The organism is Aquiflexum gelatinilyticum (assembly GCF_024741135.1).
Taxonomy (GTDB): Bacteria; Bacteroidota; Bacteroidia; order Cytophagales; family Cyclobacteriaceae; genus Cognataquiflexum; species Cognataquiflexum gelatinilyticum.
The window spans coordinates 95,460-121,911 of the sequence record NZ_JANSUY010000013.1 but is presented as its reverse complement, the minus strand read 5'-3'; the positions used below and the strand labels follow the sequence as shown (position 1 = coordinate 121,911).

21 protein-coding genes are annotated in these 26,452 nt (G+C 42.3%); 7 read left to right on the top strand and 14 right to left on the bottom strand.

Features of this window, described 5'->3' with window-relative positions; all coding sequences use genetic code 11:
• Window positions 1-106: 106 nt before the first annotated feature.
• The 3 genes from NU887_RS14325 to NU887_RS14315 all read right to left on the bottom strand — a co-directional run bounded on the left by NU887_RS14325 (window position 107) and on the right by NU887_RS14315 (window position 1,811).
• Window positions 107-721, bottom strand: coding sequence for a low molecular weight phosphatase family protein (locus tag NU887_RS14325; RefSeq protein WP_258424068.1), 615 nt, complete (start codon window positions 719-721; stop codon window positions 107-109).
• Between the two features lie 71 nt (window positions 722-792).
• On the bottom strand, window positions 793-1,329 hold the full coding sequence (locus tag NU887_RS14320) for a DUF6428 family protein (RefSeq protein WP_258424067.1): 537 nt from the start codon (window positions 1,327-1,329) through the stop codon (window positions 793-795).
• 152 nt (window positions 1,330-1,481) lie between these two features.
• Entirely contained in the window at window positions 1,482-1,811 is a 330-nt protein-coding gene (locus NU887_RS14315; protein WP_258424066.1) for an ArsR/SmtB family transcription factor, read from the bottom strand.
• 213 nt (window positions 1,812-2,024) lie between these two features.
• On the opposite strand from NU887_RS14315, the gene NU887_RS14310 reads away from it, so the two are divergent.
• From NU887_RS14310 to NU887_RS14295, 4 genes are all read left to right on the top strand, one after another.
• On the top strand, window positions 2,025-2,462 hold the full coding sequence (locus tag NU887_RS14310) for a DinB family protein (protein WP_258424065.1): 438 nt from the start codon (window positions 2,025-2,027) through the stop codon (window positions 2,460-2,462).
• A 66-nt stretch (window positions 2,463-2,528) separates the two neighbouring features.
• On the top strand, window positions 2,529-4,703 hold the full coding sequence (locus NU887_RS14305) for an alpha-galactosidase (RefSeq protein ID WP_258424064.1): 2,175 nt from the start codon (window positions 2,529-2,531) through the stop codon (window positions 4,701-4,703).
• A 154-nt stretch (window positions 4,704-4,857) separates the two neighbouring features.
• Entirely contained in the window at window positions 4,858-5,703 is an 846-nt protein-coding gene (ppk2, locus tag NU887_RS14300; protein ID WP_258424063.1) for a polyphosphate kinase 2, read from the top strand.
• Window positions 5,703-6,479: a polyphosphate kinase 2 family protein gene (locus NU887_RS14295; protein WP_258424062.1), complete on the top strand. Its 777-nt coding sequence runs from the start codon at window positions 5,703-5,705 to the stop codon at window positions 6,477-6,479. The genes ppk2 and NU887_RS14295 overlap by 1 nt, the downstream gene beginning before the upstream one ends.
• Window positions 6,480-6,532: 53 nt before the next feature.
• On the opposite strand, the gene NU887_RS14290 is transcribed toward NU887_RS14295, so the two are convergent.
• From NU887_RS14290 to NU887_RS14255, 8 genes are all read right to left on the bottom strand, one after another.
• Window positions 6,533-7,090: a hypothetical protein gene (locus tag NU887_RS14290; RefSeq protein WP_258424061.1), complete on the bottom strand. Its 558-nt coding sequence runs from the start codon at window positions 7,088-7,090 to the stop codon at window positions 6,533-6,535.
• A gap of 373 nt (window positions 7,091-7,463) precedes the next feature.
• A complete protein-coding gene (locus NU887_RS14285) occupies window positions 7,464-8,318 on the bottom strand; it encodes a formylglycine-generating enzyme family protein (protein ID WP_258424060.1) in 855 nt (284 codons plus the stop codon).
• A gap of 7 nt (window positions 8,319-8,325) precedes the next feature.
• Window positions 8,326-9,225 carry a 3-keto-disaccharide hydrolase gene (locus NU887_RS14280; RefSeq protein ID WP_258424059.1) on the bottom strand — a complete coding sequence of 300 codons (900 nt, stop codon included), beginning with the start codon at window positions 9,223-9,225 and terminating at the stop codon, window positions 8,326-8,328.
• Window positions 9,226-9,236: 11 nt separating this feature from the next.
• Window positions 9,237-12,056 carry a PQQ-dependent sugar dehydrogenase gene (locus NU887_RS14275; RefSeq protein ID WP_258424058.1) on the bottom strand — a complete coding sequence of 940 codons (2,820 nt, stop codon included), beginning with the start codon at window positions 12,054-12,056 and terminating at the stop codon, window positions 9,237-9,239.
• A 354-nt stretch (window positions 12,057-12,410) separates the two neighbouring features.
• Window positions 12,411-13,880 (bottom strand): pyruvate kinase, encoded by a 1,470-nt coding sequence (locus tag NU887_RS14270; protein WP_258424057.1) that lies wholly within the window; start codon window positions 13,878-13,880, stop codon window positions 12,411-12,413.
• A gap of 51 nt (window positions 13,881-13,931) precedes the next feature.
• Window positions 13,932-15,398, bottom strand: a complete 1,467-nt coding sequence (locus NU887_RS14265; protein ID WP_258424056.1) for a calcineurin-like phosphoesterase family protein — start codon at window positions 15,396-15,398, stop codon at window positions 13,932-13,934.
• Between the two features lie 181 nt (window positions 15,399-15,579).
• Entirely contained in the window at window positions 15,580-15,945 is a 366-nt protein-coding gene (locus NU887_RS14260; protein ID WP_258424055.1) for a hypothetical protein, read from the bottom strand.
• Between the two features lie 929 nt (window positions 15,946-16,874).
• Window positions 16,875-20,105, bottom strand: a complete 3,231-nt coding sequence (locus tag NU887_RS14255; RefSeq protein ID WP_258424054.1) for a TonB-dependent receptor — start codon at window positions 20,103-20,105, stop codon at window positions 16,875-16,877.
• Window positions 20,106-20,503: 398 nt separating this feature from the next.
• On the opposite strand from NU887_RS14255, the gene NU887_RS14250 reads away from it, so the two are divergent.
• Complete coding sequence (locus NU887_RS14250) at window positions 20,504-21,220, top strand: lysoplasmalogenase (protein ID WP_258424053.1); 717 nt, start codon at window positions 20,504-20,506, stop codon at window positions 21,218-21,220.
• Between the two features lie 91 nt (window positions 21,221-21,311).
• On the opposite strand, the gene ytxJ is transcribed toward NU887_RS14250, so the two are convergent.
• Window positions 21,312-21,647, bottom strand: coding sequence for a bacillithiol system redox-active protein YtxJ (gene ytxJ, locus NU887_RS14245; protein ID WP_258424052.1), 336 nt, complete (start codon window positions 21,645-21,647; stop codon window positions 21,312-21,314).
• Between the two features lie 181 nt (window positions 21,648-21,828).
• Between ytxJ and NU887_RS14240 the strand changes: the two genes are divergently transcribed.
• Both NU887_RS14240 and NU887_RS14235 read left to right on the top strand, forming a co-directional pair.
• Window positions 21,829-23,226, top strand: a complete 1,398-nt coding sequence (locus NU887_RS14240) for a DUF4403 family protein (RefSeq protein WP_258424051.1) — start codon at window positions 21,829-21,831, stop codon at window positions 23,224-23,226.
• Between the two features lie 117 nt (window positions 23,227-23,343).
• A complete protein-coding gene (locus tag NU887_RS14235) occupies window positions 23,344-23,646 on the top strand; it encodes a DUF6922 domain-containing protein (RefSeq protein WP_258424050.1) in 303 nt (100 codons plus the stop codon).
• Between the two features lie 96 nt (window positions 23,647-23,742).
• On the opposite strand, the gene NU887_RS14230 is transcribed toward NU887_RS14235, so the two are convergent.
• A complete protein-coding gene (locus tag NU887_RS14230) occupies window positions 23,743-24,366 on the bottom strand; it encodes a 3'-5' exonuclease (RefSeq protein WP_258424049.1) in 624 nt (207 codons plus the stop codon).
• A gap of 52 nt (window positions 24,367-24,418) precedes the next feature.
• The gene (locus NU887_RS14225) at window positions 24,419-26,365 is read right to left on the bottom strand and encodes a DUF294 nucleotidyltransferase-like domain-containing protein (RefSeq protein WP_258424048.1); all 1,947 of its coding nucleotides are present in this window, start codon (window positions 26,363-26,365) and stop codon (window positions 24,419-24,421) included.
• Window positions 26,366-26,452: the final 87 nt, after the last annotated feature.

The following is a 26,452-nucleotide window of genomic DNA, read 5'->3' as shown; positions in this document are numbered from 1 at the left end:
TTGAGGCTGATATTGGTAGATATTAGCTGCGCAATATTATTGGATATTGGTTTGGAACATCATAGCAATATCCACAAATATCCAATATCAATTAATATCAATCCTTTTAGGCTTTAGATATTCTAGAGAAAACATAAAACATCTCCGAAGCTATCTGCAGACTTCGCTCATCATAGCGATCTGCTTCCTCGGAAGTTCCATCAAATGCTTTTGGATCTTCGTACCTCACGGGAATCCTTGCCTCAGCACCCGGTATAAATGGACAATTTTCATCCGCATGTGAGCAGGTCATCACGGCTGCGAATCCCTTGGGAACATTTGCCGGATCATCATACAGTTTGGAGAAACAGATAATCGGATCGTCATCATCTGAATAGAAGACAAAGTATTTTGGGTTTCCGACGCCTTTTTGCGTGGCTTTAAATCCTGCCCTTTTGATAGAGGCTACCGCTCTTTCGTTAAATGCCGTTACTTCCACTCCGCCTGAAAATGAATTGATTTCTATGCCAAAATACTCGGCTGCCGTCTTCGCCCAAATCTGGGAAAACTGACTCCGCCGGGAATTATGGGTGCAGATAAAATTCAGGTTGACCGTTTGGTCCGCATCGATTTTCTTTTGGATATAGGCGATAAAATCCTGAAGGATGGGAATCCGGTCCTCGGGTATTTCAAGGCTTTTGGCCTTTTCAATTGTGGCTTGAAGGGTTGGGTATAGGTTCATGGTATATATTTTTGTACAAAGTATCAAGTATGGCACCTACTTGGTACTTAGTACGTGGTATATGGTACAATCTAGCAACATCCCGACCCAGGTTCACAAGCGCTTGCTTCCAGTGCGGCCAAGGAAACACGGACCTTTGGTTTTGCAGCTGGACCGCAACAGGCAGCAGCTTTTTCTTCCGGGGTCGTCGCCCTGTCTTTGGCTTTGCAGGTTGTTTGGTCTGCAGTCAGCTGCACAATCAGGCTGTTTCCGGCTTCTTTGATATTGTGTACAGGAAGCACGGCTGTAGGGAAGGAACTGTTTCCATATTCAAATTTGATCTCCCTATCCTGAAAAGTCGGTCTGACTTTTTGGACTACGTCAAAAATCTTCAGGGCTTTGCTGGTATCGACAGCATGGTCCGGTTCAGGGATTTCATTTTCCCAAAGTTGGATATGGACTTCATTCCACTCGTTGCGGATCCCACCACAGTCCACCGTGTCATAAGAGACATTTTTAATTTCGGTGATGTGGTAGTCAGTGCGGACATATTGTCCAGCTTGGTATTCGAAGAAAAGGGATTTCTCAGGGTTTTCTCTGAGGATTTGGGTAAATTCTGAAGTTTTCATATGGATATCTCGCAAAGACGCAAAGGCGCCAAATTTAAGAATGTTATTGAATGTTTGATGATAGAATGGTAACCTTTGAGGTCTTTCTGACCTCGAAGGTTTTAAATATTAAATAGAATTTAAACCTTCGAGGTTTCAAAAACCTCAAAGGATTAGCAGCAACCCGGTATTTTGGGAAATCCGGAAAATAGGGTTTCAAACAGATGTTGGATTTCTGACCAACGGATCGGGTCGATACAGTAATTGACCGAAACGCCCTCAATGCTTCCTTTGATGATTCCTGTTTCTTTCAGTTCGCGGAGATGCTGTGAAATCGTCGCCTGTGCCAAACCCAATTCTTGGACCAAGTCCCCGTTGATGCAGGTATTGGATTGGATAAGGTATTGGAGGATTGCGATCCTCGCCGGATGAGCCAGAACTTTAGCGACTTTGGCCAGTTCATTTTGCTCTTCTGTGAATAAATCTGTTTTGGTTACACCCATTTTTTAGACTTTTAGAGGCGAGAGATTAGACTATTTAGAAATAGATTGAAATATTAGGCTTGTTTTCTTCAAATCAGAATTGATATGGAAAATTGTATCGCCGAAGGCATATATCAACTTATATCGCAAAGCATATATCATTTAATTACATTGCAATATTACGATGAATGTTATTTCAATCCAAATTTCTGTTCAAATTTTGTACCTTGGAGTATGAGAGAATTCATTCAACTTTGGAAAGAAGGCCGCACCAGATTTACCAATCAACTGGCCAATATCAAGCAGGAAGATTTATCCAAAAGACTCGGAGGCAGTCCAAATTCTGCCGGCTTCCTGATCCGGCATATAGCTGAAGTGGAATTGCTTTTTGCCAAAAATGTATTTGGCAATTTGGCTGTAAAAGTAGATGCCCAAACACTAAAAGCCGGAAGAGATACAGGAGAATGGACTGATTTGGAACCATTGTTGGCATTGGTGGAAGAGGCCGGAAGACAATTGGAGATAGCCATCGCAAGCCAGGAAGACTGGGAAGAGGTCATTGAAACCAAGGAATTTGGAAAAAAGACAAAGGCAGAGTCCTTGGGTAGAATCACCACTCATACCGCCTACCACGCAGGACAATTGGCGATTATCCTCAAGTACGGTTCCTAGTCAAAAAGATAACCCACTCCAATCCCTGTCAATTTATTTGGATCAAAATGTAAAACCCCTAACCTAATGTCCAATTCCCTGATTAAGCAAACAGCACGGATTGTCTCTATTTTTATTTTTGCCGGACTCATTTCCTGCAATACCAATGTGGAGCAGAAAAACTTTGACGATTGGCTTGTGGATGGACAACAAAGGAAAGCCGAAATCACCCTTTTGGATGGGAAAGAAATCCAGATGGACAATGGCCTGATCCGCAGAAGTTTCATCCTATCACCCAATCTGGCTTGCTTTGATTTCACAAACCTGATGACAGGCGAGCAAATGCTCCGGACCGTCATGCCGGAAGCCCGGATTATCCTGAATGGCAAAACCTATCAGATCGGTGGCCTTAGCGGACAACAAGAAAGGGGATTTTTCCGCAAAGAATGGTTGGACGACATGAAATCCTCTCATGAAGATTTCCAATACCAATCTTACGAAATCGGAGAAATCACACCTCATTTTCCTACCAAAACTGTTTTTTGGACAGGCCATAAAAAAGATGCTTCTGGCAAAAAAGTTAGCTTTTCTTATATCCATCCGGATTTTGAAAACCTCATTTTGAAAGTCCATTATGAGATCTTCGATGACCTTCCTCTAATGGGCAAATACCTCACCCTTGAAAATACCGGAAAGGAAAGCATCCATATCAATCAGGTGGTCAATGAAATCCTCGGAATCGTGGAGGAAGAATCCGCCGTGGTCGGCAGTACAGAAAAGATGAAGAAGCCCCATCAGCTTTATATTGAAAACAACTTTGCGTTTAACAACGCCATGCACGCCGAGCTCAGCAGTCAGACGACACATTGGAAGCCGGATTCAAGCTATACTTCCCAAGTCAATTATGAATTGCGGACACCCAGCATCCTTGAAGTCTATCCCGAAAGAGGAATTGGAATCGACCTCAAGCCAAGAGAAAATTTCCAGTCTATCCGTACGTATGAATTGGTTTTGGACAGTTATGACAGGGAGCGCAATGGCTTGGCAAGGAGAAAAATGTACCGGGCTTTGGCTCCTTGGACTTTGCAGAATCCGATTTTCATGCATTTGGTGAGCAAAAACGACGAGGAAGTCAGGACTGCCATCGACCAATGTGTAGCTACAGGATATGAAGCTTTGATTCTGAGTTTTGGAAGCCATATCAATATGGAGGATATTTCTCCTGAAAATATCTCCCGATGGAAAGACCTTGCAGATTATGCCCATGACAAAGGAATCAAAATCGGAGGCTATTCGCTTTTTAGCTCCCGCAAAATAAGCGATGAACATGACGTTATCAGTCCACTTACAGGCAAACCCGGCGGTGCTTTTTTTGGAAATGCACCCTGTATGGCAAGTCAGTGGGGTCTTGATTACCTTGACAAGCTCCGGTTTTTCTTTGAAAACACCGGTTTCGATATTTTTGAAAATGACGGACCTTATCCCGGGGATGTCTGTGCTTCCACTACCCATCCGGGTCACGAGGGTCTGCATGATTCGCAGTGGGTACAAATCAATCTCCAAAAGAGTCTTTACCAATGGATGAATGCCCGGGGAATCTATATCAATGCACCGGATTGGTACTTTTTGGATGGGACGCACAAGATCGCTTTGGGCTATCGGGAGGTGAATTTTTCCCTGCCGAGAGAAAGACAAAAAATCCTAAACAGGCAGAATATCCATGATGGGACCTGGGAAAAGACGCCTTCAATGGGTTGGGGTTTTGTACCCTTGACTGCCTATCACGGAGGAGGTGCCGATGCAGTATTGGAGCCGCTTAGCGAGCATCTTGAGGATTACAGGCAACTGATGATGCAATATTACGGAGCAGGGGTGCAGGCTTGCTACCGGGGGCCGAGACTGTATGACACCGAGGAAACCAAAGCGGTGGTCATCTCGGTGATCGATTGGTACAAGAAATACAGAGATATCCTCAACGCCGACATCATCCGACTCCGCCGGGCAGACGGAAGGGATTGGGACGGGTGGATGCATGTAGATCCACAGGGGAGAGAAAAGGCTCTCGTGATGTTGTTCAATCCTACCAAAGAACCCATGTCCAAAGATTTGGTGATCCCGCTTTACTACACCGGGCTGAATGATAAAGCGAGTATCAGTGTGGAGGGTAAAAATAAAAACTCCTATGCCCTCAATCAAAAACAGGAAGTTACCCTCAGGGTGGATATTCCGGCAGATGGGTACACGTGGTTTGTCGTGGAATAGATAAGGGTCGTGAAAGGTCGCCTTTGATTTGAAAAATAAAAAGAAACACCTTTTCTCCTCCCAAAAGTACCTTTAGCGAAAGGAATAGGAGTATGTCCTTTGTTAAGTGATTGTAATTTTCTAACTTTTAATTAAATATTAAACCGAATATTTCATGTTTTCAGCCGAGCAATTAGAAAATATTAAAACCAGGAAGGAACTGGTAGCCTTGTCTAAAATTGAAGGGATTAACTTGAAAAAATCCATCAAACGGGCAAAATACGAGGAGGAACTCAAGCTGCTACAGACAGAGCTTTCCCTGCTTCAGGAGCATATTGTGAAAAAAAATCTCCGCGTTGCGGTGATTTTTGAAGGAAGAGATGCCGCCGGAAAAGGTGGGTCGATCAAGCGTTTTGTCGAATACCTTAATCCTCATGCTAGTGGGGTCGTCGCCCTCAGCAAACCTACAGATGTGGAAAGGGGACAGTGGTATTTTCAACGGTATATCGAGGAACTTCCCAACAGCGGTCAGATCAAATTTTTTGACAGAAGTTGGTACAATAGGGCCGTAGTCGAGCCTGTAATGGGTTTTTGCACCGATAAGCAATATGAAACCTTCATGAAGCAGGTTCCTAATTTTGAACACATGCTTTATGAAGATGGTATTATGGTGATCAAATTCTGGTTCGATATCAGCAGAGAAGAACAACAAAAGAGGTTTGATGCCCGCCTTGGCAATCCTCTCAAAGAATGGAAATTCAGTCCGGTGGATCTCAAAGGCCAGGAACTTTGGGACAAATTCACAGAGTACAAAGATTTAATGTTTACCGAGACCCATACTTCTTATTGCCCGTGGGTAGTAGTGGAAACCAACGACAAAGAGGAGGCGAGGCTGGAAAGTCTGCGGTATGTATTGTCAAGGTTTAAATATCCGGGAAAAGGAAAAACCAAAGCCAACCTGAAGAATGACCCGAATGTGATTTTTAAATATTTCCGTAAGAACAAAAAATTTGACCTGTAATGACCATGGTACTTTCTAAAGAAGATGTAGAGGTGTTGAACTCTAAAATAGGCATCAAACATTTGTTGGCCAATAAAAAAATCAACCTGGAAAAAGTGTTGAAAGCGACCCGCCATGAACTCAAATTGAGGGAAATCCAATCGGAGTTAGTCAGGCTTCAGCTTTGGGTCATAGCAAATGGCAAAAAGGTAGTGGTATTGTTTCATGGCGGTGATTCCTCAGAGAAAAGCACAATAATCCGAAAGATATTTTCCCATAACAATCCAAGGCATTTCAGGGTGGAAGTTAATTTGCCCCACAAGCACGAGTCCGGGGAGAACGGGTATTACTTTAAAAAGTTTGTGGAGAAATTGCCCCAGGCCGGCGAGATAGTTTTGTGGGACAGAAGCTGGTACAATAGGGCGCTTTTTGAGCCCATCCTAGGCATGTGTACTGATGACGAGTATGAGAAATTCATGGATCAGGTCAACAATTTTGACAAGATGATGGTCGATTCAGGAATTATTCTGGTCAAATTCTATTTTACCATCAGCCCTGATGAACAGGCCGACCGATACAAAGAATTAAAGAAATCACCGCTCACCAGATGGAAGACAGAGAACTGGATTAAGGATACTCCAAAAATCCTGAAGAAATACCTAAAATACAAAGAGGCGATGTTTGAGAAAACCAGTACAGATTATGCCCCTTGGATCGAAATAGACAAGGATACAAGAGAAGAAGAACTGATCGCAGCGGCAGAACACCTTTTGAACAGTATTCCTTATAAAAAATAAATTATTAGGCTAACAAGCAAAAAGGGCAGAACCATAGAGGGAGCTGCCTTTTTTTATATCCCTTTTTTCTTAAAAACAACCATTTCATACCCCAAAAAAAACAGTGCGGACAGAAATCCTGCAGCGGCAAAGACAAACTTCATTTTCACAAGGGTTTCAAACAGGACCATATTCCCGACAAATCCCCGTTGGATCCATTGCGTCAGCCTAATGTTTTCGCTGATATCAAAAATCAGGGCCAAAACCTGAAAAGCAGCTAGAAAAAACAGCAAGTTTTTGGGGAATGTAAACCTATCCGGAGAATGATTTTTCAATTCCAATACCTGGAAATTTTTCCTTGCCCACAGGCAAAGGATAAAAATGGTGGGAAACAAGGTTGACATAAAGAAGTAATCTAACTGCAGTTGCTTCAGGACAAATGCCTTTTGTCCAGGTTCGCCCCAGGTTTCAATCAACTCATTCAGCTTTTCGGCACTCCCCGGAAGCTCAAATTCCATCACATTGAATTTCAATCCTGTGGCAGCTTCAAATTGAAATTGGTGATGCCGCATTATCCAAAAAGCGATGATTGTCAGCAGGAGGAAAATGAAGAAGGAGTATTTCAGTTTCATATGGGCTTATGGTTTTCATGGTTTCATTTCTCTCCGAATCTCGACTTTTTCTGCGACAGTCTGCGAAATCTGCGGGGGCAAAATTTCTTTGCAATTGTCTTGACTTCACTGATATTATGGGGTTCCAAAGTGAGTGTCTCCACTCACTTCCATCTAACAGAGACATATCAAAGTTGAATGAGGTCTTCTAAATTTAATCGTTTTTCTGCGTCAGTCTGCGGGAGCAAATTTTCTACGCTATTGGCAGTTTGAATTTAAAATTTCAGTCAGTGAAGACACTGACTGAGACGGAAAAAAGCAAAGGATCCTTCCCCGTCATAAATCATCTTCAGTGATCAATTACAATTTCCCAATATTCAATATCCATCAATATCTATTTTACTTCCCTTACCACCCTAAACCCCACATCATATCCATTTCCCGGCCCGCCTCCATGGAAAAAATAAGTGGCATTGACCACATCAGAAATAAAACTTCCACCTTTCAGCACATGAACTTCCCCAGAAACCGGAGGAACCGGATGGGCAAAAACATCTTCATTGTAATAATCCTCAACCCATTCCCAGACATTTCCCAACATGTCATGTAATCCCCAAGGATTGGGTTTCATCTGCCCTACAGCAATTGTAGTGCCTTTGTCTGATTTTTGGATCCAAGCCTGTTTGCCTGTTTCTGACCAGGAAAGCAATTCCTCCGCACCTGCACGGGCAGCATATTCCCATTCAAACTCGGTCGGTAACCGATAAGTATAAGCAGGATCCATCTCATTCAGTTTTTGAATAAAGCTGTTGGCATCTTCCCAAGTCACATTTTCCACAGGATGCAGGTCCGAGTCACCCGCAACCTTTTCCCCTTGGAAATGGGAAGGATTGGAACCCATCACTTTTTTCCATTGGCCTTGGGTCACCTCGTATTTTCCGATGTAATAGGGTTCGGAAATGCTTACCAAAAATCCCTCTCTAGAATCTCTTTTGGCCATCTCCTGACAAATTTTGAAATCTTCTTCAGTCCATTTTTCACTGTCAGGCACATCTCGGGTATCTGGAAATGTAGGGCACTCGATGTCAATCTTGCCTACAGTCATCGTGCCTGGTTGGACCAAAACGAATTCCATTCCAATGTCATTGACAATGGAATCAGGGTTATTTTCCTGCACATTATTTTTAGGAAACAAAACAGAACAAGCTGTCAAAAAAAGTAGAATATATACTTGAAAGATTTTCATCATGAGGAAATTAAAGTTCTTTGATGGCTATTTTTCTGTAAGCATGTGCAGCACCCGGTTTCCAGGAGAAATCACAACAGCGTCCACCCGGAACAGGCATCAACGTCGCACTCCAATGCAACTGGAAAGCGATCATCCCCGAAGTAGTATCTGCAATCAGGTCATTCCGCTCTGCCCGTACTTCCCACATCAGAACATCATTTACCCAAAGTGTCATTTTTGGCTTTTGCCCAACAACCCGAAGACGGAAGCTATTCCAATCCCCTTTCTTCCAGACTTTTCCCAAATCGGTTGCTTGCGCACCTTTCGCAACACGAAGCATTTCGCCAATCAGGTTGGCAGTACCGGGTTGCCCGTCTCCGGACAATTCCACCTGATAACCTGAACCGCTTTCACTTGAGCGAAAGAAAATCCCGCCGTTGGTTCCCGGATGGCCCTTGAATTCCAAAGACAATTCAAAATCCTGATATTTTTTGTCTGACAAAATAATTCCTCCCTGACCATAGGGAAATTGCTTCATGACAATGGCTCCGTCTTCAACAAAAAAATTACCCTTGGTACCGTGGTGATTGGTTCGGCTGATGTGCCAACCCTCCAAATCCTTCCCGTTGAAAATAGGAACAAAACCTTCCTGAATCTGTGAGAACTGGGCATTGCTTTCCACAGAAAATAGAAATGCCGCCACACCCCAGATCACTTTAAGTAAAAACAATTTTCTAAAGTTAACGATCCTCATAAATTCTAATTTCAAATCCCATTTCCGACCCAAATCAAACAAGCCTTGAAGTCCAAATGCTGCATCCGTGGACTGTGGACCATGGACTATGGACTTTATTTTCATTTTCCTTCCCAAATCAGACAAGCCCTGAATTCCAAAAGCTGCATCTGTTGGCTGTCGACTATGGACCATGGACTTCAAATTCACCTCCTAAACTCAATCCCCGTCATAATCACCAATGCATCACTTTCTTTCGCCCCGGAATTTTTGACAAGGATATACAGGTCATGGACGCCATCAATTTTGGACACATCGATGACCGTAGGCTTGCCCGTTGCATCACCAAAGAAAGGACCTTTTTCTCCCTGAGGGGCAGGAGGGACTTGTTTTGCCTCACCGACCAAAGTCCCTTCGGGAGAATCCAACCTCAATTCAATATCGCCTCCGATGAAGTGCGACCAATGCCAAAACCTGGTGATTGCACCGATGCTGATCTGATTGATTCCTGTAAGATCAATGTTTTTGAATCCGATATAACCTCCTTTTCCCGTGAAAATAAATCCCGGATCATCTGTTGATGGCGTGTAGGAAATTCCTGTTTCGGAGAAAACATCTGCTTTTTCAGGACCCATCAACGGAAACCGAAGCAGGGTAAAATCTTCACTCTTGAGGTTGAGGCTGCTTTCCTCTTCTGAACCCTGATCGGTATAATGGGCTGAAAAGACGTAGGAACCCATTTCATATGTTGTCGGATAGAATTTGGACAAGCGACCGTCACCGATTTTGGTTGGAATGGCTTTGGTTTTGAATTCACCCTGTAAGGGAAGTTTGGGGTTTCCTTTTTCAGCGGAAGCAAGGTCCAGGATGTATTCAATGATCTGCTTCGTATCGATCGCGCTCAGTGTCGGCTGAGGTGGCATGTGGACTTCACCCCATTTGCCGCTTCCGCCTTGGATGATACTTTTCGACAGGGTGTCAAACACATTTTCTGCATCTTTGTATCTCTTGGCCACCTCCAAAAAGGATGGGCCTACCAATTTGGTTTTTTCCTGATGACAAGCCGTGCAGTTGTTCTTGCTGATCAAAGCCTTTGCATTGAGGTGTCGCAGGACGGTTTCGGGTTGAAGATTTCCTTCGGATTTTAGCTTTCGCAATTGCGCAAAGTCAATCCCTGAAGGAATATATTCTGCAGTTACTGTTATTGCCTCGGGATTGATTTGCCCTTTGGCTAGGGTTCCATCTTCCTGATCGATGACCTGAACTTGGTAGCTGATTTTTTCATCCGGAAAGTAGAATGACTTATTGCGTGATGTAATTTCGATCTTCACTTCGGGTTGTTTATTCCCTGCAACAACTTCAAAAGTATGACTGTCAGAAGCTCCTGATGGGTCTTTTACAGTTAAAGAGACTTTGTATTTTCCCGGCTTGTCAAGGGTTATTTTGGGATTGGCATCATTCAATACTGTTGTTTCCCCACCCTCAATCTTCCATTCAAAATCCAGCTTATCTCCATCGTTATCCCGGCTTCCTTCCGAGGAAAGTTGAAGTTCAAAAGGTATGCTGCCAGATTTCATTTCTGAATTGGCTACCGCAATTGGCGCTCTATTTCCTGCATTGAATTCAATCCTGGAAATCCTCCCTTTCGTACCTGTACCATATTCCAAGATGTACAGATCCCCATTTAGTCCAAAATCCATATCCAAGGGTTGGGAATGGATGAGTTTTTCGGCAGGTAAAAAACGCTCGATGGACGTGACATTGTTTCTATCTTCATCCATTGTCACAACCATGATCCAGTTTCTAACATAATCTGTAACCAGCCATTTGCCTTCGTAATAATCTGGGAATACCCTTTTGGCATCAGCAGAAAAATCTGACCTGCGGAAAATCGGTCCGCCTACTGCTGACCTAGCCGCACTTCCCAAAATCGGCCATTCCTCCGAAACCCGGTATGGATAAGCCACCAATGCAGGTTGGGACGGTGGAAGGACTTTCAATCCTGTATTATTTGGCGAGTTATTGACAAGGGAATCAGGGTTGTAAAAGCTTTCAAAAGTCTTGCTTTGGTAATCGTAAACGCTGTAAGGAAGGTTTTTGCCGATGACAAAAGGCCAACCAAAGTTCCCTGCCCTTTTGGCAACATTGAATTCGTCATAACCCATCGGCCCAAATTCCTCTGAATCTACTCCTGCATCCGGCCCGACTTCTCCCCAATGCAGGTAACCGGTATGGGAATCAATGGAAAGCCGCCAAGGGTTCCTATTTCCCATGACGTAGATTTCTGGTCGGGTTTTATCAGTTCCCTGCGGGAATAGGTTTCCTTCAGGAATGGTGTAAGTTCCACCTGACTGAGGTTTAATCCTCAAAATCTTACCTCGAAAGTCATTTGTATTGCCTGAAGTCCGGCCCTCGTCTTCGCCTCTCCCGCCTTCATTGGTAAAAGGCAAAGGTGAATATTGGGTCGGTGCTGAATCCCCGCCAACTGAAAGGTAAAGATTGCCCTCCTTGTCCCAGGTCATCCCCCCTCCAAAATGGCTGCCATCCGGTTGCTCCCAAGGGATATCAAGTAAAATGATTTCGGAATCCATGCCGAACTTATTATCAGCACCCAAGGTGAACCTTGAGAGCCGCATGATATTTCCGTTTTCACTTTGGGGAGAATAATAAAGAAAAATATGACGGGTATTTTCAAAATCTTTGTCCAGCAATATCCCGATCATGCCTGGAGATTCTCCCACGATGGTTGGGATGGTCCCGAGGATTTCGATATTTCCACCGGGTTCGTTGACCCTCTTGACATGTCCTGCCCTTTCGATCCAATAGACAAATCCCTGCCTGTCAAACTCCATTTGCAAGGGTTCTTCCAACCCATCTGCCACCACCACTTGGGTAAATCTGCTGTCCTCTGGTTTGTCTTTTCCGGAAAAAGTTTTTGTTGATTCTTCTTTTTTGGTACAGCTGTTTAATGTTCCAATCAAAAGGAACAGGATTAAAATCAGCCATTTTGGGGTATTTGATTTCAATTTGGTAAGGTTAATTGTAGAAGGTAATTATTTCAAAGTAAATAAATAGTGAGGAAAGCTGTCCTCCGTTTAAAAAGTAAATCGAAAATTCTGGAATAGAAAGTAAAAACCGAAGCTTTCAATTTCTCCCTCAGATTGCGCAGATTGGCGCAGACAAGAAAGTAGACTTTTGATTGAACATTTAAAGCCTTTCCTGACGGTTGACGGTTTGGATATTATTCTAGCAGAGCTTAAATTTTTTCTGCGTAGTTCTGCGAAATCAGCGGGAAAATAATTTTTCTATGTTTCCAGCAGAGAACGCAGGCAAAGAGGAAGTTCAGTCTATTTTTAACTACCAAAAATTTCTTTGGAAAATCAGGACTTCAAAAACCGCTCCGCAATTTTGAGCTGACGGAAGCGGAATCGCTTCTTCACCCTGTGCTCTGCGCTTCGCTGCAGGATGTCTTTGAGCGTTTCCATGACTTCGATGGTATGGTCTCCTTTGTTGATCATGACGCATTCTGCATTGGCGGATTGTCCGGCATCGGTGATTTCAGATCGGGTAGCCATGCCGGATTTATTGAGGCTTTCGAGAACTTGGGTGGCCCAAACCACCGGCACATGAGCAGCCTCACAGATCCAAAGAATCTCTTCCTGAATTTCCCCCATTCTTTCAAAACCTATCTCCACAGCCAGATCACCACGTGCAATCATCACCCCAAAAGCCTTTTGTTTCATACCTTCCATAAGCAATGAGGGTAGGTTGCTGACTGCTTCCGGCGTTTCTATTTTGACAATCATCAAGGGAGGAGTTTCTGAAATGGCTGTGAGTTCGGTTTGGAGATTGCTGATGTCGGCAGCATTTCTCACAAAAGAATAGCCTACAAGATCCGCATTTTCGCAGATAAAAGGGAGGCAGGCTTTGTCAAAATCTGTCAGGGAAGGAATCTGTATTAAGGTATCTGGAAAGTTGATTCCTTTCTCCGCTTTGATTTGACTTTTTTCAGATGAGATTCGGGTAATCCTGATTCCGGCTTTGCCTGATTTGGTTTTTTCTACGGTAGCCCTGATGACGCCATCATCGATATAGACTCGGTCTCCTTTTTTCAAAAACCCGATAATTCCCGGAACATTGGGGCTGATGACGACATCATCCTGTCCAAAGCCTTTGGCTTCTTCGGCCAGCCAAATCAGTTCGCCTTCTTTCACCTTGACTTTTCCCTTGTCTTTTCCTTTGCCAAGTAAGACAGTTCTAATCTTGGGTCCGGCAAGGTCCATGTATACTTTGCAGTCTATGCCTGTTCTCTTGCTTGCTTTTCGGAGTTTGTTGATCATTTTGGACCAAGTAGCCTCATCATCGTGGGCGCAGTTGATCCGGGCGACATTCATCCCGTTTTCGAGAAGGCTTTTGATCAAAGCATAGCTATCTGCAAATCCTGAATCAAACGTGACCATCAAAGAAGGAATGCTGGGAATGGTTTTGTTGCCGAACAGCAAATGGCTTTTTTCATCGATTTTCTTTTTGCTGAATGAAAAATCGCAGATATCGATATGCTCTGTGGGAATAGTTTCTCCCAACCGCTCCAAAATCGCCTGAACCTGTCTCCTGATATGGCTTTCGCTGCTTGCAAGTGAAGACAAGCCATGAATATGAAGTGCGTCCTGAAGAATTCGGAGATCCCTGTTTCTGACACTCAGGTATTCTACCAGATTTTTACCAGCTTCTTTTTGATCTTTGTGTAGGCTTTCGATGATACCGGACTTATTGGCCACTTCAGCAGCCATATTTTTTTCTAAAGAAATGAGTTCCTTTTTGATGAAATCTAGGGATTCTGAACCGGTCATTTTATCGGAATTTATTCTTTAAATCTAATGCTAAAAATTCAGGTTTTCGAATCAGTCAAGGCCTTTTTTATATTGGTTTCCAAATCTGTCGATCACCTCCACATCAATTTTTGAACTGGGGTTATTTGGCCTAAAAACAAACATATGACCGTTCTTTTGGGGGGAGATCCAAGGCTGCTTTTTGGGTTTTCCCGGTGCATAGATTTCCATTGCCAATGGATCTGTGGCAATGACCTGTACAGATTGGACAGTTCTGTTTCCGTTTTCATACACATTGACCTTCCATTCAGGATCCCAATTCCAGACATTGACCATGTAGTCATTGGGAAAATCCGGGTGGGTTCCCGGACGGTAAATACGGAACTGGAAATCCGGGTTTTCACCCACACTTTGGTAATGCCAAGACAAATCTCCTGCATCAGACCTGTAGACGCCGTAGCCTTTGGGTGTGCCGTCATAGCAGATGCCTGACCACCATGCCCCGCTGATGGCGGCGGTGTTGTGCTCAAAAATATGGTTGTTCACTGTGTTTTCATTCCAATGGACGTGTCCCGAAATAAGATGCGCTTCAAATCCTTCCAAAATCTTGTACAAAGCTTCCCTGTTGATGACCGATTCCTTGTTGATATCTCGGCCGGGATTATGGGCTACGATCTGCGAAAAACTCGGAATATGAAGGAAAATGACAAGGGCTTTGTCCTTAGGCACCAAAGCCAGATCCTTCTCCAACCAAGCCAATTGGGTCTCAGGAAGGTAGCCATAGTATTGTTTTGCTCCCAAAAAGTACACATCATTCAGGATGATGTAATGGGTTTTTCCTCGGTTGAAGGAATAATAGGCAGGACCAAACTGACTTGTAAATGGTTCTTGACTGCTCTCGTTTGACCTTGCATTCAGGTTGATGTCATGGTTTCCCAACACCTGAAAGAATGGAATCCCGGTAGATTTGATGCCTTGATTGTATTGCTCATACAATTCAAACTTATCAAAAACCAAATCTCCGACACCGACGCCAAACAGGTTTGGATCATTGAGTGCCGCTTTCTTTTTGCTGAGATCAGCACATGATTCCGAGATAAATTGGTTGGCTTCTTCCTCGGTCTGCACCTGCGGATCGGCGATTGCGATGAAGTGGTGGTCGGATTCATCGTTTGGGTTTGGCTTCAGCTCAAAAAGAATGGTGTTGGTGGCTTTGGTCAGATCAACTCTTCTAAAAAAATCCACCGAACCGTTTTCCAACAAGTCAAAAGCATATCCGGAAGGGTAGGAAATAAATACAAATTCCTGGTCAGTGGTTAATTCAAACTCCCCTTTTTCATTGGTCAGGACAACGTCTTTTCCGTCGGAGACGACGATGTTTTTTAGCTGACTACCCTTTGAGGTGACTTTCCCTTTGACTTGGGTGTAGGTGAGGGATTTGGTTTTTTCCTGACCAAAAACAGGATGGTTTCCTGCAGTAAGGAAGATTAATACCCACAAAAAAGAGAGTTGAAAAAAGCTATTTCTGTACTTGTTCATGGTTTTTGAATTTGGAGTCAACTTAAACAAAAAGAGGCATCCCGGAAAGAATGCCTTTTGAATTTTTGAAGAATGTTTGGTTTAGAAAAAATATCCCATTTTATACTCAAGTTATTCTTTTGTTCTAATGAATGAGGTACTATTAATTTTAGAGCAATTTCGTAATTGTTATTTATTCAGTTTACCAATCTGCTGATATAAGACAAATTTCAGGAACATATTTTTCTTTAAACCACACAGGAATAGATATTTTTTTAGAGATTACTCCATACTCAACACCATCATAACCTTTAAACAATAAAATTCCGTTTTTCTTTATTTCAATATTTTGGATATAAACGCTGAAGGATGATTTCAACTCTTCTCCTACAAATTCCTTTTTTATTAACTCATCAAATTGAACTGATTTAAAATAATGTTGATCCGAAGCTTTCAACATTTTCTCAATTACAACATTCATTAGACTAGGGGCTTGAATAAATAATTCAATTTCGATAGGAAGAATGTTCAATAAGTCAATTAAAAAAAAATTACTCTTATGATTCATGTATTCCAAAGTTTAATGCATAAAGTATAGCTATACTTTCTTGTTAAGGTATAAACCTGCCTATTGTTGAAATCTAAAGGTAATTCCTTGTAATTTGAATAGCAAAATCAGAAAAATAAGAAGGGAGAATAGGGAATCTTCAGATTTTTAATCCTTCGACAAACAGTCCGCCGCGGCGGAGCGAAATAAGAATAGCCCCGTGCAAGGTGCTTCTCTAAATTTAATTCTTTAACCAATCTCAATGTCTTTAAGCCCCATCGGAGCGAAATATTTGTAGCCATGGGTAAGGTGCATTACCTGATTTCATACTATTTCAAATCTCCACGCACTGCAGCCCATGGATAGAAAGGCGGTTTTAACGGTATTTCGGTCATGGATTTCGTAAGTTGGAGAATCTCCATTACCGAAATGGTGGGAAATCTTCAGGTTTTGATTCTTCCAAAACCCCAAGCGGGATTATTATCATTTATTTGAGCAAAAAGACTCAACGTCCGAGTAAAAAGGTGGGACATCCGAGCAAAAAGGTCCACCATTTGAGCAAAAAGGTGCAACGTCCGAGCAAAAAGGCCCACCATTGAAGCAAAAAGGTCCAACTTCCGACCAAATAGGACCAAAGTCCGAGCAAAAAGGTCCATCGTCCGAGTAAAAAGGCGCAACGTTCGAGCAAATAGGCCCAACGTCCGAGCAAAAAGGTCCAACGTTTGAGTAAAAAGGCGAAACGTCCGAGCAAAAAGGTCCAACGTCTGAGTAAAAAGGCTCAACGTCGGTGCAAATAGGTCCAACGTTGGGGTATTGAAGTGGGAGGGGGTACTTCCGAAGTACCCCCTCCCACTTAGGAAGTCCCTTATCTTGAATGCGTTTCGGTCAGGACTTAAAAAAAAAGAGGCATCCTTTTGGGGATGCCTCTTGAATTTTATATGATGTGTTGATTAGAAATTGAATCTCAAACCGAACTGCAATCTCCACACGTCAGCTGCACCGGCAGATGGGGTGAAAGAATCAGTGATCAATTGGTTTCCAAGATTTCTAAAAACAAATTGTGGTCTGCCATTTGCATCTACCGGACCTCCTTGACTTGCGCTCGGTATGGCAAGTGGAGAAGTTGAAGTCATAAACTGACCCACACCCCAATTTGAATTCAACAAGTTACCTACGTTTAGGATATCTACCCTGAACTCAAGGTTTTGCTTTTTGCTGGTTGTCAACAAAGTTTGGGAAGCACTGAAGTCAGCCCTGTATACCATTGGAAGGAATACTGCACCTCTTTCGGCGATTTGTCCCCTATTGGCACTCAAATACTTGTCTTGCTGAATAAATGCTTCCCATGCTGCAGCTTGTTCAGCAGGAGTGAATGTTCTTCCTGAGGAAGTAAACTGTACGAAGTTGGTTTCAGAAGCATTTGCAGGGATGTAGATCAAGTCATTGGAGAAGCCACCGTCGCTGTTAAAGTCGCCGCCATATACATAGCTCGCGTTTCCGATGGTTCTTCCTTCCCAGAATAGGGAGAAAGAGGTAGTACCAAAGGAGAACAAGTCAACAGAATAGTTAGCTACTGCTACTACTCTATGTCCCATAGAGTTGGCAGAAAAGCCCAATCCCGGGTTGTTTGGATCACCTTGGTGTTGGTTGTTGTTCCAAGAACCGAAAGCAATAGAACCTGCATCAATTGTGTTTTTTGCTTCGCCGTAGCTATAGAAACCTTTCAGGTACAAGCCGTTTGCAAATGGTTTTTCCAAGGAAATAGATGCGACCCAAGAATTACCGATTGCCTGATTGGCAAGGGTCACAGCATTGTCAATTTTACCGTTAATTCTGGTTGCAGAAGTACCACCAACCCATCTGTCTCTTGGATCTGGTCCTGTAAAGTTACCGTTTGCAGGGGCAAGGTTCGCGTTGTAATAAGATACACCGTTTACATCTTTGTTATAAAGGAATTCGGCAGTGGCGATGATTCCACCTGGAAGTCTGTGGTCAATCGCCACGTTAGTTCTCCAGATCTGAGGGAATTTGAAAGTAGGTTCTGTCAAGGCCAACTCATATCTATCAGCAGGTACACCGGTTACTGAAGATGGCTTATAGAAATCAGGATCTGGGTTGAAAGGTCTGGTTGTAGTATTGTCAAACCTGTCAAAACCTGTCAAGATACCGTTATTTCCAACTTGGTTAGAAATCCAGACATAAGCAGGACGTCCAGTGAATACACCTGTACCACCCCTTACTTGGGTAGTTCTTGCGCCATCGCTGAGGTCATAGTTGAATCCTACTCTTGGAGACCAAAGGATATTGGCATCAGGAAGTTTGTCAGTTCTGACTTTGATAGTCTCACCTGCTGGATTGCGGAAGTTGAATCCTTCCACCTCTTGATTTCTGAAACCTGTCTCTGCGAAGAATGGAACGTCAATTCTCAAACCAACTGTAACCAAGAAGTCTTTGTTGACCTGAATTTCATCCTGTCCGTAGATACCACCATAAGTTACTTTCAATGGCTGTACTGGTTTTTCTTGACCTGGAATATTGGAATATCTCACTTGGAACCTCCTTACTGTAGAAGTTGGGGTTGTCCCTGCAAGGTAAGCATCAGCATCTGCATAGAAATCTTCTAAAGAATTATACACATAAGCTGACTGTGAACCAGGGAAGAATACGTTTTCAGACTCATATCTTTCCAAGCTGAAACCTGTAGTGATGGTATGTTTTCCTTTGAAGATCTGAAGGTTGTCCTGGATCTGGAAAGTTTTGTATCTCAACTCATTGCTTGGAGTGAATGGTTCAAATCCGAATGTGGTGTATGTAGCATTATCCTCCAAAATATCTACCATAGGGAAGAAATCTCCTCTTGAACCCCTGCTTTCATCCTGATAGGTATAACCCACGATCAAGCTGTTGGTCATAGTAGGAGAAAGCCTTGTATTCAATTCAGCTACAATTGAACGGATATTTTCGAAAATGATGTAGTTGGTGTTTTGGAAATTCAAAGCATTCAAGTTTCTGCTTCTGCCACCAAAACCAAGTGAAGAAGAACCTGATGCCAAAACATCAGTGGAAGAATCAAGGTGGTTATACCTTACACTCAATTTGTTCTTGTCATTGATGTTGTAATCTATTTTAGCCAAGAATTTGGTTGCAATAGTAGAGTGGTCATATCCTTGGTAAGGTCCTGTTTCATAACCGAAGTTATTTCTCAAATAGGAACTCAAAGTATTGAGGTCTGAAGCCAAAACTCTCGTGGTGTTACCTGTGATAGGATCACTGCCACTGTTGGCAACGAAGTTTGTTCCTGGAGTTGTTTCTTTATCATCTTCAAATGAAGCAAAGAAGAACAATTTGTTTTTGATGATTGGACCGCCCAATCTAAAACCTACCTGTCTGTATTTGAACTCTCCCGGATCAAAGCTGTTGTCGCCCGCTTGGGTACCGACATTGTCACTTCCTCTCCAAAAGTAATAAGCAGAACCTGTAAATGTGTTGGTACCGCTTCTTGTTACAGTGTTGACACCGGCACCGGTAAAGTTACCTTGTCTAACATCATAAGGAGCCACGTTTACAGAAATCTGGTCAATCGCATCCAAAGAGATTGGAGATACACCTGTTCTGTCACCCGGCTGGCTTCCAAGTCCAAAAGAGTTGTTGAAATAAGAACCATCTACAGTGATGTTGTTCAACCTGCTGTCCTGACCACCAAAAGAACTTCCGTTTGCTTGCGGAGTCAATCTTGTGAAGTCATTGATCCTACGGGAGATCGTCGGAAGTTTGTTGATAGTCTCGTTTCCGATTGCCGTTGTAGCACCTGTTCTGTCGGAACTAAATACCGCATTTTTATCGCCTGTAACCACTACTTCAGCAAGTTCCTCGCCATCACCCAACATGGTGACATTGACGTTGGCAGCAATACCCAAACTCAAGAATACACCTTCAACAGTCTGAGTTTCAAAACCGATAAAAGATACCGTAACAGAATAAGGTCCACCAACCCTCATACCTGGGATGGTATACCTACCGTCTATGTTGGTCACTGCACCATACCTTGTACCGGAAGGCATGTGTGTTGCCACGACATTGGCACCGGGAAGAGTTTCCCCGCTGTTGTCTACTACCCTACCAGACATACTGGAGGTGGATACCCCTTGCGGATAAGCAACACCTGTAGCGAGTACAAGCATGATTAACGCAAATAAACTTTTTAGTAATGATTGCCTCATAATTTTTGTTTTTTGTGGGAAATTGAAATTAAAATATTTGGAGCTGGTTATTTTCCGATACAAATGTATGGGAGATGGGCAAGGATTTTTTTTTGAAATTGTTAAGTTTTAACAAATTTTCACAAGTTTACTTAACAAATTCCTAACATTAAAATCCAAAGGTTGTTTTATTTTTAACCAGCTTTTTGTATTTCGTTGCAAATTAGTGCAGTTCACGTCATTTTGGACACGCCGTTTGTTTACCTTTAAATACAATGTTACCAAATCATTACTTCTCTGTCAGAATAGGTATTTATACAAAAGTTCAGAACATAAGTATATAACTTGGCTATATTTGACAATGAAAAATTCTGATTCCTATGAAAAGCAAAAACATACTTTGGCTTTATTTATTCCTTTTTGCAGGAATTATTGACATTGTTTTCACAGCAAATGGAGAGTTTTCCTCTAGGATTTTTACCAAGCCATTGATTTTAATTGCTTTATGGGGATTCTTTATTTTTTCCAGTAAAAATATCAAAGGAACAATTTTAAGAAAAAGCATCAGTGCTGCTTTGATATTTTCGTGGTTGGGAGATGTCCTCCTGATGTTTCCGGACTTGTTCCTCTATGGATTGGGCGCTTTTCTGATGGCCCATATCTGTTATATCATTGGATTCAAGATTGCGCAGACGAATCCCTTTGCGATAGGTAAGGTCAACTTTATCCACCTCTTCTTTGTCAACCTCCCTATTTACATTTTGGCAGCCATTGTTTATTTCCTGATCAATCCCGGACTCGGCCCCATGAAAATCCCTGTGGTAATTTACCTTATTGTTATAGTCATGATGGTAACCACTGCAAGGGAGCGCTACAAAAAGACAAACCCAGTCAGTTTTTGGCAGGTATTTCTAGGAGGAATGTTTTTCATGGTTTCTGATGGGGTGTTGGCCATAAACATGTTTTTCAAACCTTTCCCCGAGTCAGGGGTGATTGTTATGGGGACTTATATCATCGCCCAATTCCTGATCGTCAGGGGGATATTGGCTCATTTAGACAATTCCTCATTTCCCAAGTCAAAAAATTCTAATATTTAAAGTAATATCAATAAATATCTAATATCCATCAATATCAATAATAGGTTCCAGATAAGGCCTTTCTAAAAGTAAAATAAACTTTACTTAGATTTTATACCCTCCCCATGATATCCGCATAGCTGATTCCCATATGGCTGTTGTCATATACCGCTTTTCCTGATTTGACAATAATAACTTGGGGAGATTCATGGTACACGCTGAATTCCTTTTCGATCTGATTGGAGATTTCCCGATGACGGATCAAATCCAAAAAATAAGGAGTTACTTTTTCAGAATCTTCTTTTTTCCAATTTCTCTTTAACCTGTTCCATGCCATACCGCTGATAGAACACCTTGTTGAATGCTTGAAAATCAGCACAGGTTTCTCTCCGCTTTTTTGCTTGATCTCCTCCAGTTGAGATAAGTTTTCCAGTATATTCCAATCCATGTCTTAAATTTTATTAAACTTTCAAAACCTAAAGTAATTTGAATGGAAATTAGTTCCTTCAAGATTTCCACATTTGCTACCTTTCAGGCAAAACGTTCTTTTGTATAAAGGCAGGGTTCTTGCTTGTTCTGAATACCACAGTTCTTGACTTAAAACCGAAATCCGGATTCTCTCATTTTATATGTTTTCAAAATATATTCTCCCCATTTTCATTTTATCCATCACATTTTCTTCCTGCAAGACCATCAAGCCAGATCGTCCCCCGGCTTCTTCAGGGATAGAACTACCACAAGCCATTTCCAAAGCCAATGTACCTGTAGAGATTCCACTTTCCTTTATTGAAAATAACCTCAACCAAGATTGGAACAGCAAGTTGTTTGCAGAAAATGGATTGCCCATCGGCAGCGGACTTACCACCGATATTGATGTGACCAGAACCGGCAAAATTGTGCTGACAGGCTTGGAAAACAATACGCTTCGGGTCAAAATTCCCATGAACCTCAAAGGAGACCTGAAGATTGAAAAGAAGGTTTTTGGGCAGATATTGTCCACAAACTTCCCCTTTAATGAAAATATCAGTCCCGAAATCAGCTTTGACCCTGAAATCGAAAGCAATTGGGAACTTGGCATCAAAAACCTTGAAATAGAAAATTGGGGCCGCTCTATGAAATACAATCTGTTGGGATTCGAGATAGATCTTGATAAAGTGGTCAAAAGCCAGCTTCAAACCGTGCTCGACAATCAGTTGTCTGCTGCCAACCTCAGCCGTTTTGATTTCAAAAGCATGGCACAAGAGACCTGGGATATTTTTTCTAAGCCTTATACCATGACCCAGCAAGGTTTGGAAGTCCATTTTTACAGTATTCCAACCAAATTGAAATTGACTGAGGAGATCACGACAGATCAAAAATTGAACCTTTATGTTGGATTGGAAGGAGAGATGATGTCCAAAGTCGGTTCGAAACCAAAAGTTCCAAAATCCCCATTGCCCAATATTGATGTCAATGAGAATAAGGCAAACGAACTCGAATTGATATTGCCCCTGATTTTACGCTATGAGGATTTGGATGGCTATCTGAACAAGGAAATGTCAGGCAAAATAATCAAAATCGACAGCAAGACGGAGATAGTTCCCACTGATCTAAAAACCCAAAAATACGGAGACAAGACTTTGTTGTTGATGGATTTTACCGGTATCCGAAAGGGAAAAAAGGATATCAAAGGCAAAATGTATTTTGCAGGAAAGCCTGTCTTCGACGTTGCAACTGAATCACTCCGGTTTGATGAAGCTGAGTTTGATGTCAAATCAGACAATGGCATGGCCAATATCGGTATCAGGCTGAAGAAGAGGAAAATCATGAATCAGATCAAGAAACTGGCAAACTATCCTGTCGGTGATTTCCTCAGTGAGGCAAGAAAGGAGATGGAAAAGCAGGGAAAATTTGAGACCGGCTTTGCAACCTTTCAGGTCAAAAATCCAACTTTGGATGTACAGGGAATCTACAATACGGAGGAAGACGTAAGGATTTACCTCAAGTCAACAGGGCAGATGGAAGTAAAGTTGAAGGAAGTGAAATAGATTCAAGACATGAGACACGAGACAATCAGAATTACACTTTTTGATTGATTTTTCATAGATGAATAATTCCGATTTTAACTTTAAATCGGATTTTAATAAATAATCATTTCAAATATTATGTCAGAAAAACCAAAACCAATATTTCATAGACGCATTTTTTGGGATGTGAACTTTGATAAGTTGGACTATGATGCCAAACCCAACTTCATCATCGAACGGGTTTTTGAGCGGGGAGACGTAGATGACATCAGGAATTTTAGAAGGTATTATGGTGATGAGAAAGTTTCTTCTGCATTGTTAAATGCCAAATTTTTACCTGAAATAACCATGTATTTAGCTGCTGCCGTTATTGACCAACCTATAACTGCTTTTAGATGTTACGAATTGAGACAGTCGAACCCGGAATTTTTTCCTTACTAGAGTAACTGATGACCGTTCCTGAACTTCAGGGTTTTGTGATTCATTTTTTTAAACAGTTTTTCAAGCTGTCAAGATTCCACATAACCATGCTTCTCCCTACCTTATCAATCCTCCAAAATCCTTGATCCCTTTTATTTCTGCGATTTTGAGTAGTTTCATCAGAAACTGTGCTGTCAGAAATGCATCTCCTGCAGCAGTATGGCGGTCCGCCAATTCTATTCCAAAGCGTTCGCAGACCGCATCCAAGGAGTATTCCTCCTGTTTTGCTGACTTAGTGTCAAAGTGAGGACCTTTCTCCAAACGCATCGCAAGGTATTTGGTGTCAATCACAGGGTTCAGGAATTTTTTAAATCCAAAAGGCTTCAAAGTTTTTTCCAACATGGCTAAGTCAAAACCGATATGGTGGCCCACGATGATGTCTGAACCTATATATTCCAACAAATCCTTTCCAAAATCCTTCAAAGGGGACGTTTCTATGGGATACAAAATCTCATGGACTTTTACTGATTCCCTGTTTTGGACTGGTGCATCAAGATACCTTTCCATGCTGTTTGCTACTTGCAAAGTATATCCTTTGAGTTTGATCGCGCCAAAAGAAACGACATTATCGATTTTTGGATTGAAGCCCGTGGTCTCAGTGTCGAGCACCACAAATGAAAGCTGTGATATAGCCCGCAAAGCAGGAATTTTTTTATCAAAACCCGATTCGTATTCTTCCACGAATGTAGATTTCGGTGTTTTCTTTCCCAAAAAAAAATCGAGCCATTTCATATCAGCCTGTAAAAAAGTCGATTTGAAAGCGGATCCGCATGATCTTCTGCAGCTCATCGATGGGAGCAAAAGTATTTTTCAGCATCTGACGCTGCAGTTTTCCCAAGTCCTCAGGATGGATATACCTTCCCGAATTCCCTGATTTCAATCCTTCAATTGCCCGCATCCGCATCAGGATTTCATAAGCTTTACCTGCTTCAATCAGAAGTTCGGTATAGTTTGGTTCTAGCTCGGACAGTTTCTCAAACCGCTTGAAAGTATTGTTGATCCCCACTACCCGATGACTGAGGACCAACAGCCTTGCCATATCCGCCAAAGGCATCATTGCCCGTAATTTGATATCAAATTTGTCCTTCTGTTCCCCGGATTTTTCCACCAAAAAATTACGGAAAAAGCCCAAAGGAGGCGGATTGAGCAAAGCGTTTTTGGCTAAGAAATTCAGAAAAATTGCTTTGTCTGCAATTTCCTGATAGATATGTTCGGTAAGTTCCTCGGCTAATTTTTTATGACCAAATACAGGCCTGAAGTCAAAGAAAATGGTGGCGTTCAACAAAGCCTGTTGGTTGGGACTGAGGATCCAATCCGAAAAATAGGATTTCCATACCGACATGGGCTGACACCATTTGGGATTGTTGGCCATCATATCTGCCGGGCAGGCCTGAAATCCACAGGCAAATAAAGTTTCAATCACTTCCTGGGCGATCAAAAGCATGTATGCTTGTGTTTCTTCAGATTTTTCTTTTGACACATCTTCAAATACAATGGAATTGTCCAAATCCGTTCTGAGGAGTTGCTCTTCACGGCCTTCGCTTCCCATGGACAAAAAGCAGAATTTTACTTTTGAAGCCTCGAGATGGTTTGGGCTGTGTTTTTTGACTGCCAATTGGACAGCACGCTGGATGATGATGTCGTTGATTTCAGAAATGATGTTTGCCACAAAATCCATCGCCACCTCATTTTCCAGGTAATACTTCAAAAGCATTTCCGCCCTGTTTCGGATTTTGGACATTTCAGCCACATCCCAAGTATTCATCAGGGCATTGATCAATACTGCTGGGCTGTTTCCTTGCGAAAGTAAAATATCATGGTCAGAAAGGATCCCTGTCACTTTGCTTTCAAGGCTGCCATCCTCAGTGAAAATCAGGTGGTGAAGCCTGTTTTTGATCATGGTAAGGTAAAGTTCAGCAAAACCTGCATCCTTTCTTTTGGTCAAGACAGGAGCTGACATCAAATCTTCTACAGGGGTTTCATAGCTTTTTTGTTGGGCAACGAGCTTATTCCGTATATCCTTATCAGTGATTATTCCTAGAGGAAAATGGTTATGGTCCACAATCACGATGGACCCGACGCCTTTTTCCGCCATTTTTTCTACAGCCTTTGAGATTGGAGTTCCTTTTGGACAAGTCAGGACATCTATAGAAAAATTCAGATCCGACTGTCCGCTGAAAATCATCAAACCATTGTCCTTGGACAATTCTGTGAAATCCCTTCTTGCTTTTTGTGATTGGGAAAGGTCCGTTCTGACTACTACCTGCCCCGATGCAAATCCTGCAGCAAAATAGAGACTTACTCTGCTGTTTTCGTTCAGGATTTTTTCAAAAATAGCCACGGGAACCGCATAAATCAAACTGTCTTCAATGGCTCGGGCATTTAGGATATAGGGTCTTTTGCCAAGCAATGCCAAAACCCCAAAAACATCCCCTTCGTCGCAGACTTCTACTACACGTTCTTTTCCTTCTTTGTTTTCGGTGAGTTGGACAGAACCCTCTTTCAGGACAAAAAAGAAATCCTGGGCAGGATCTCCCTGTTTGAATAAATATTCTTCTTGTGCAAAATATTTGACCTCCACGCCCTTTGCCACCAATCCCAATGAAGCATCATTGAGAAAAGTGAAAGGAGGAAACCTTTTGAGGAATTCCTTGACGCGGTTGACGATGACGTTGGCCATTTATTCTAAATTCAAGACTTGAGACACATATCAGACACAAGACATGAAACACAAGATGTGAGACTTTATTTGGTTTAATCAAAGAGA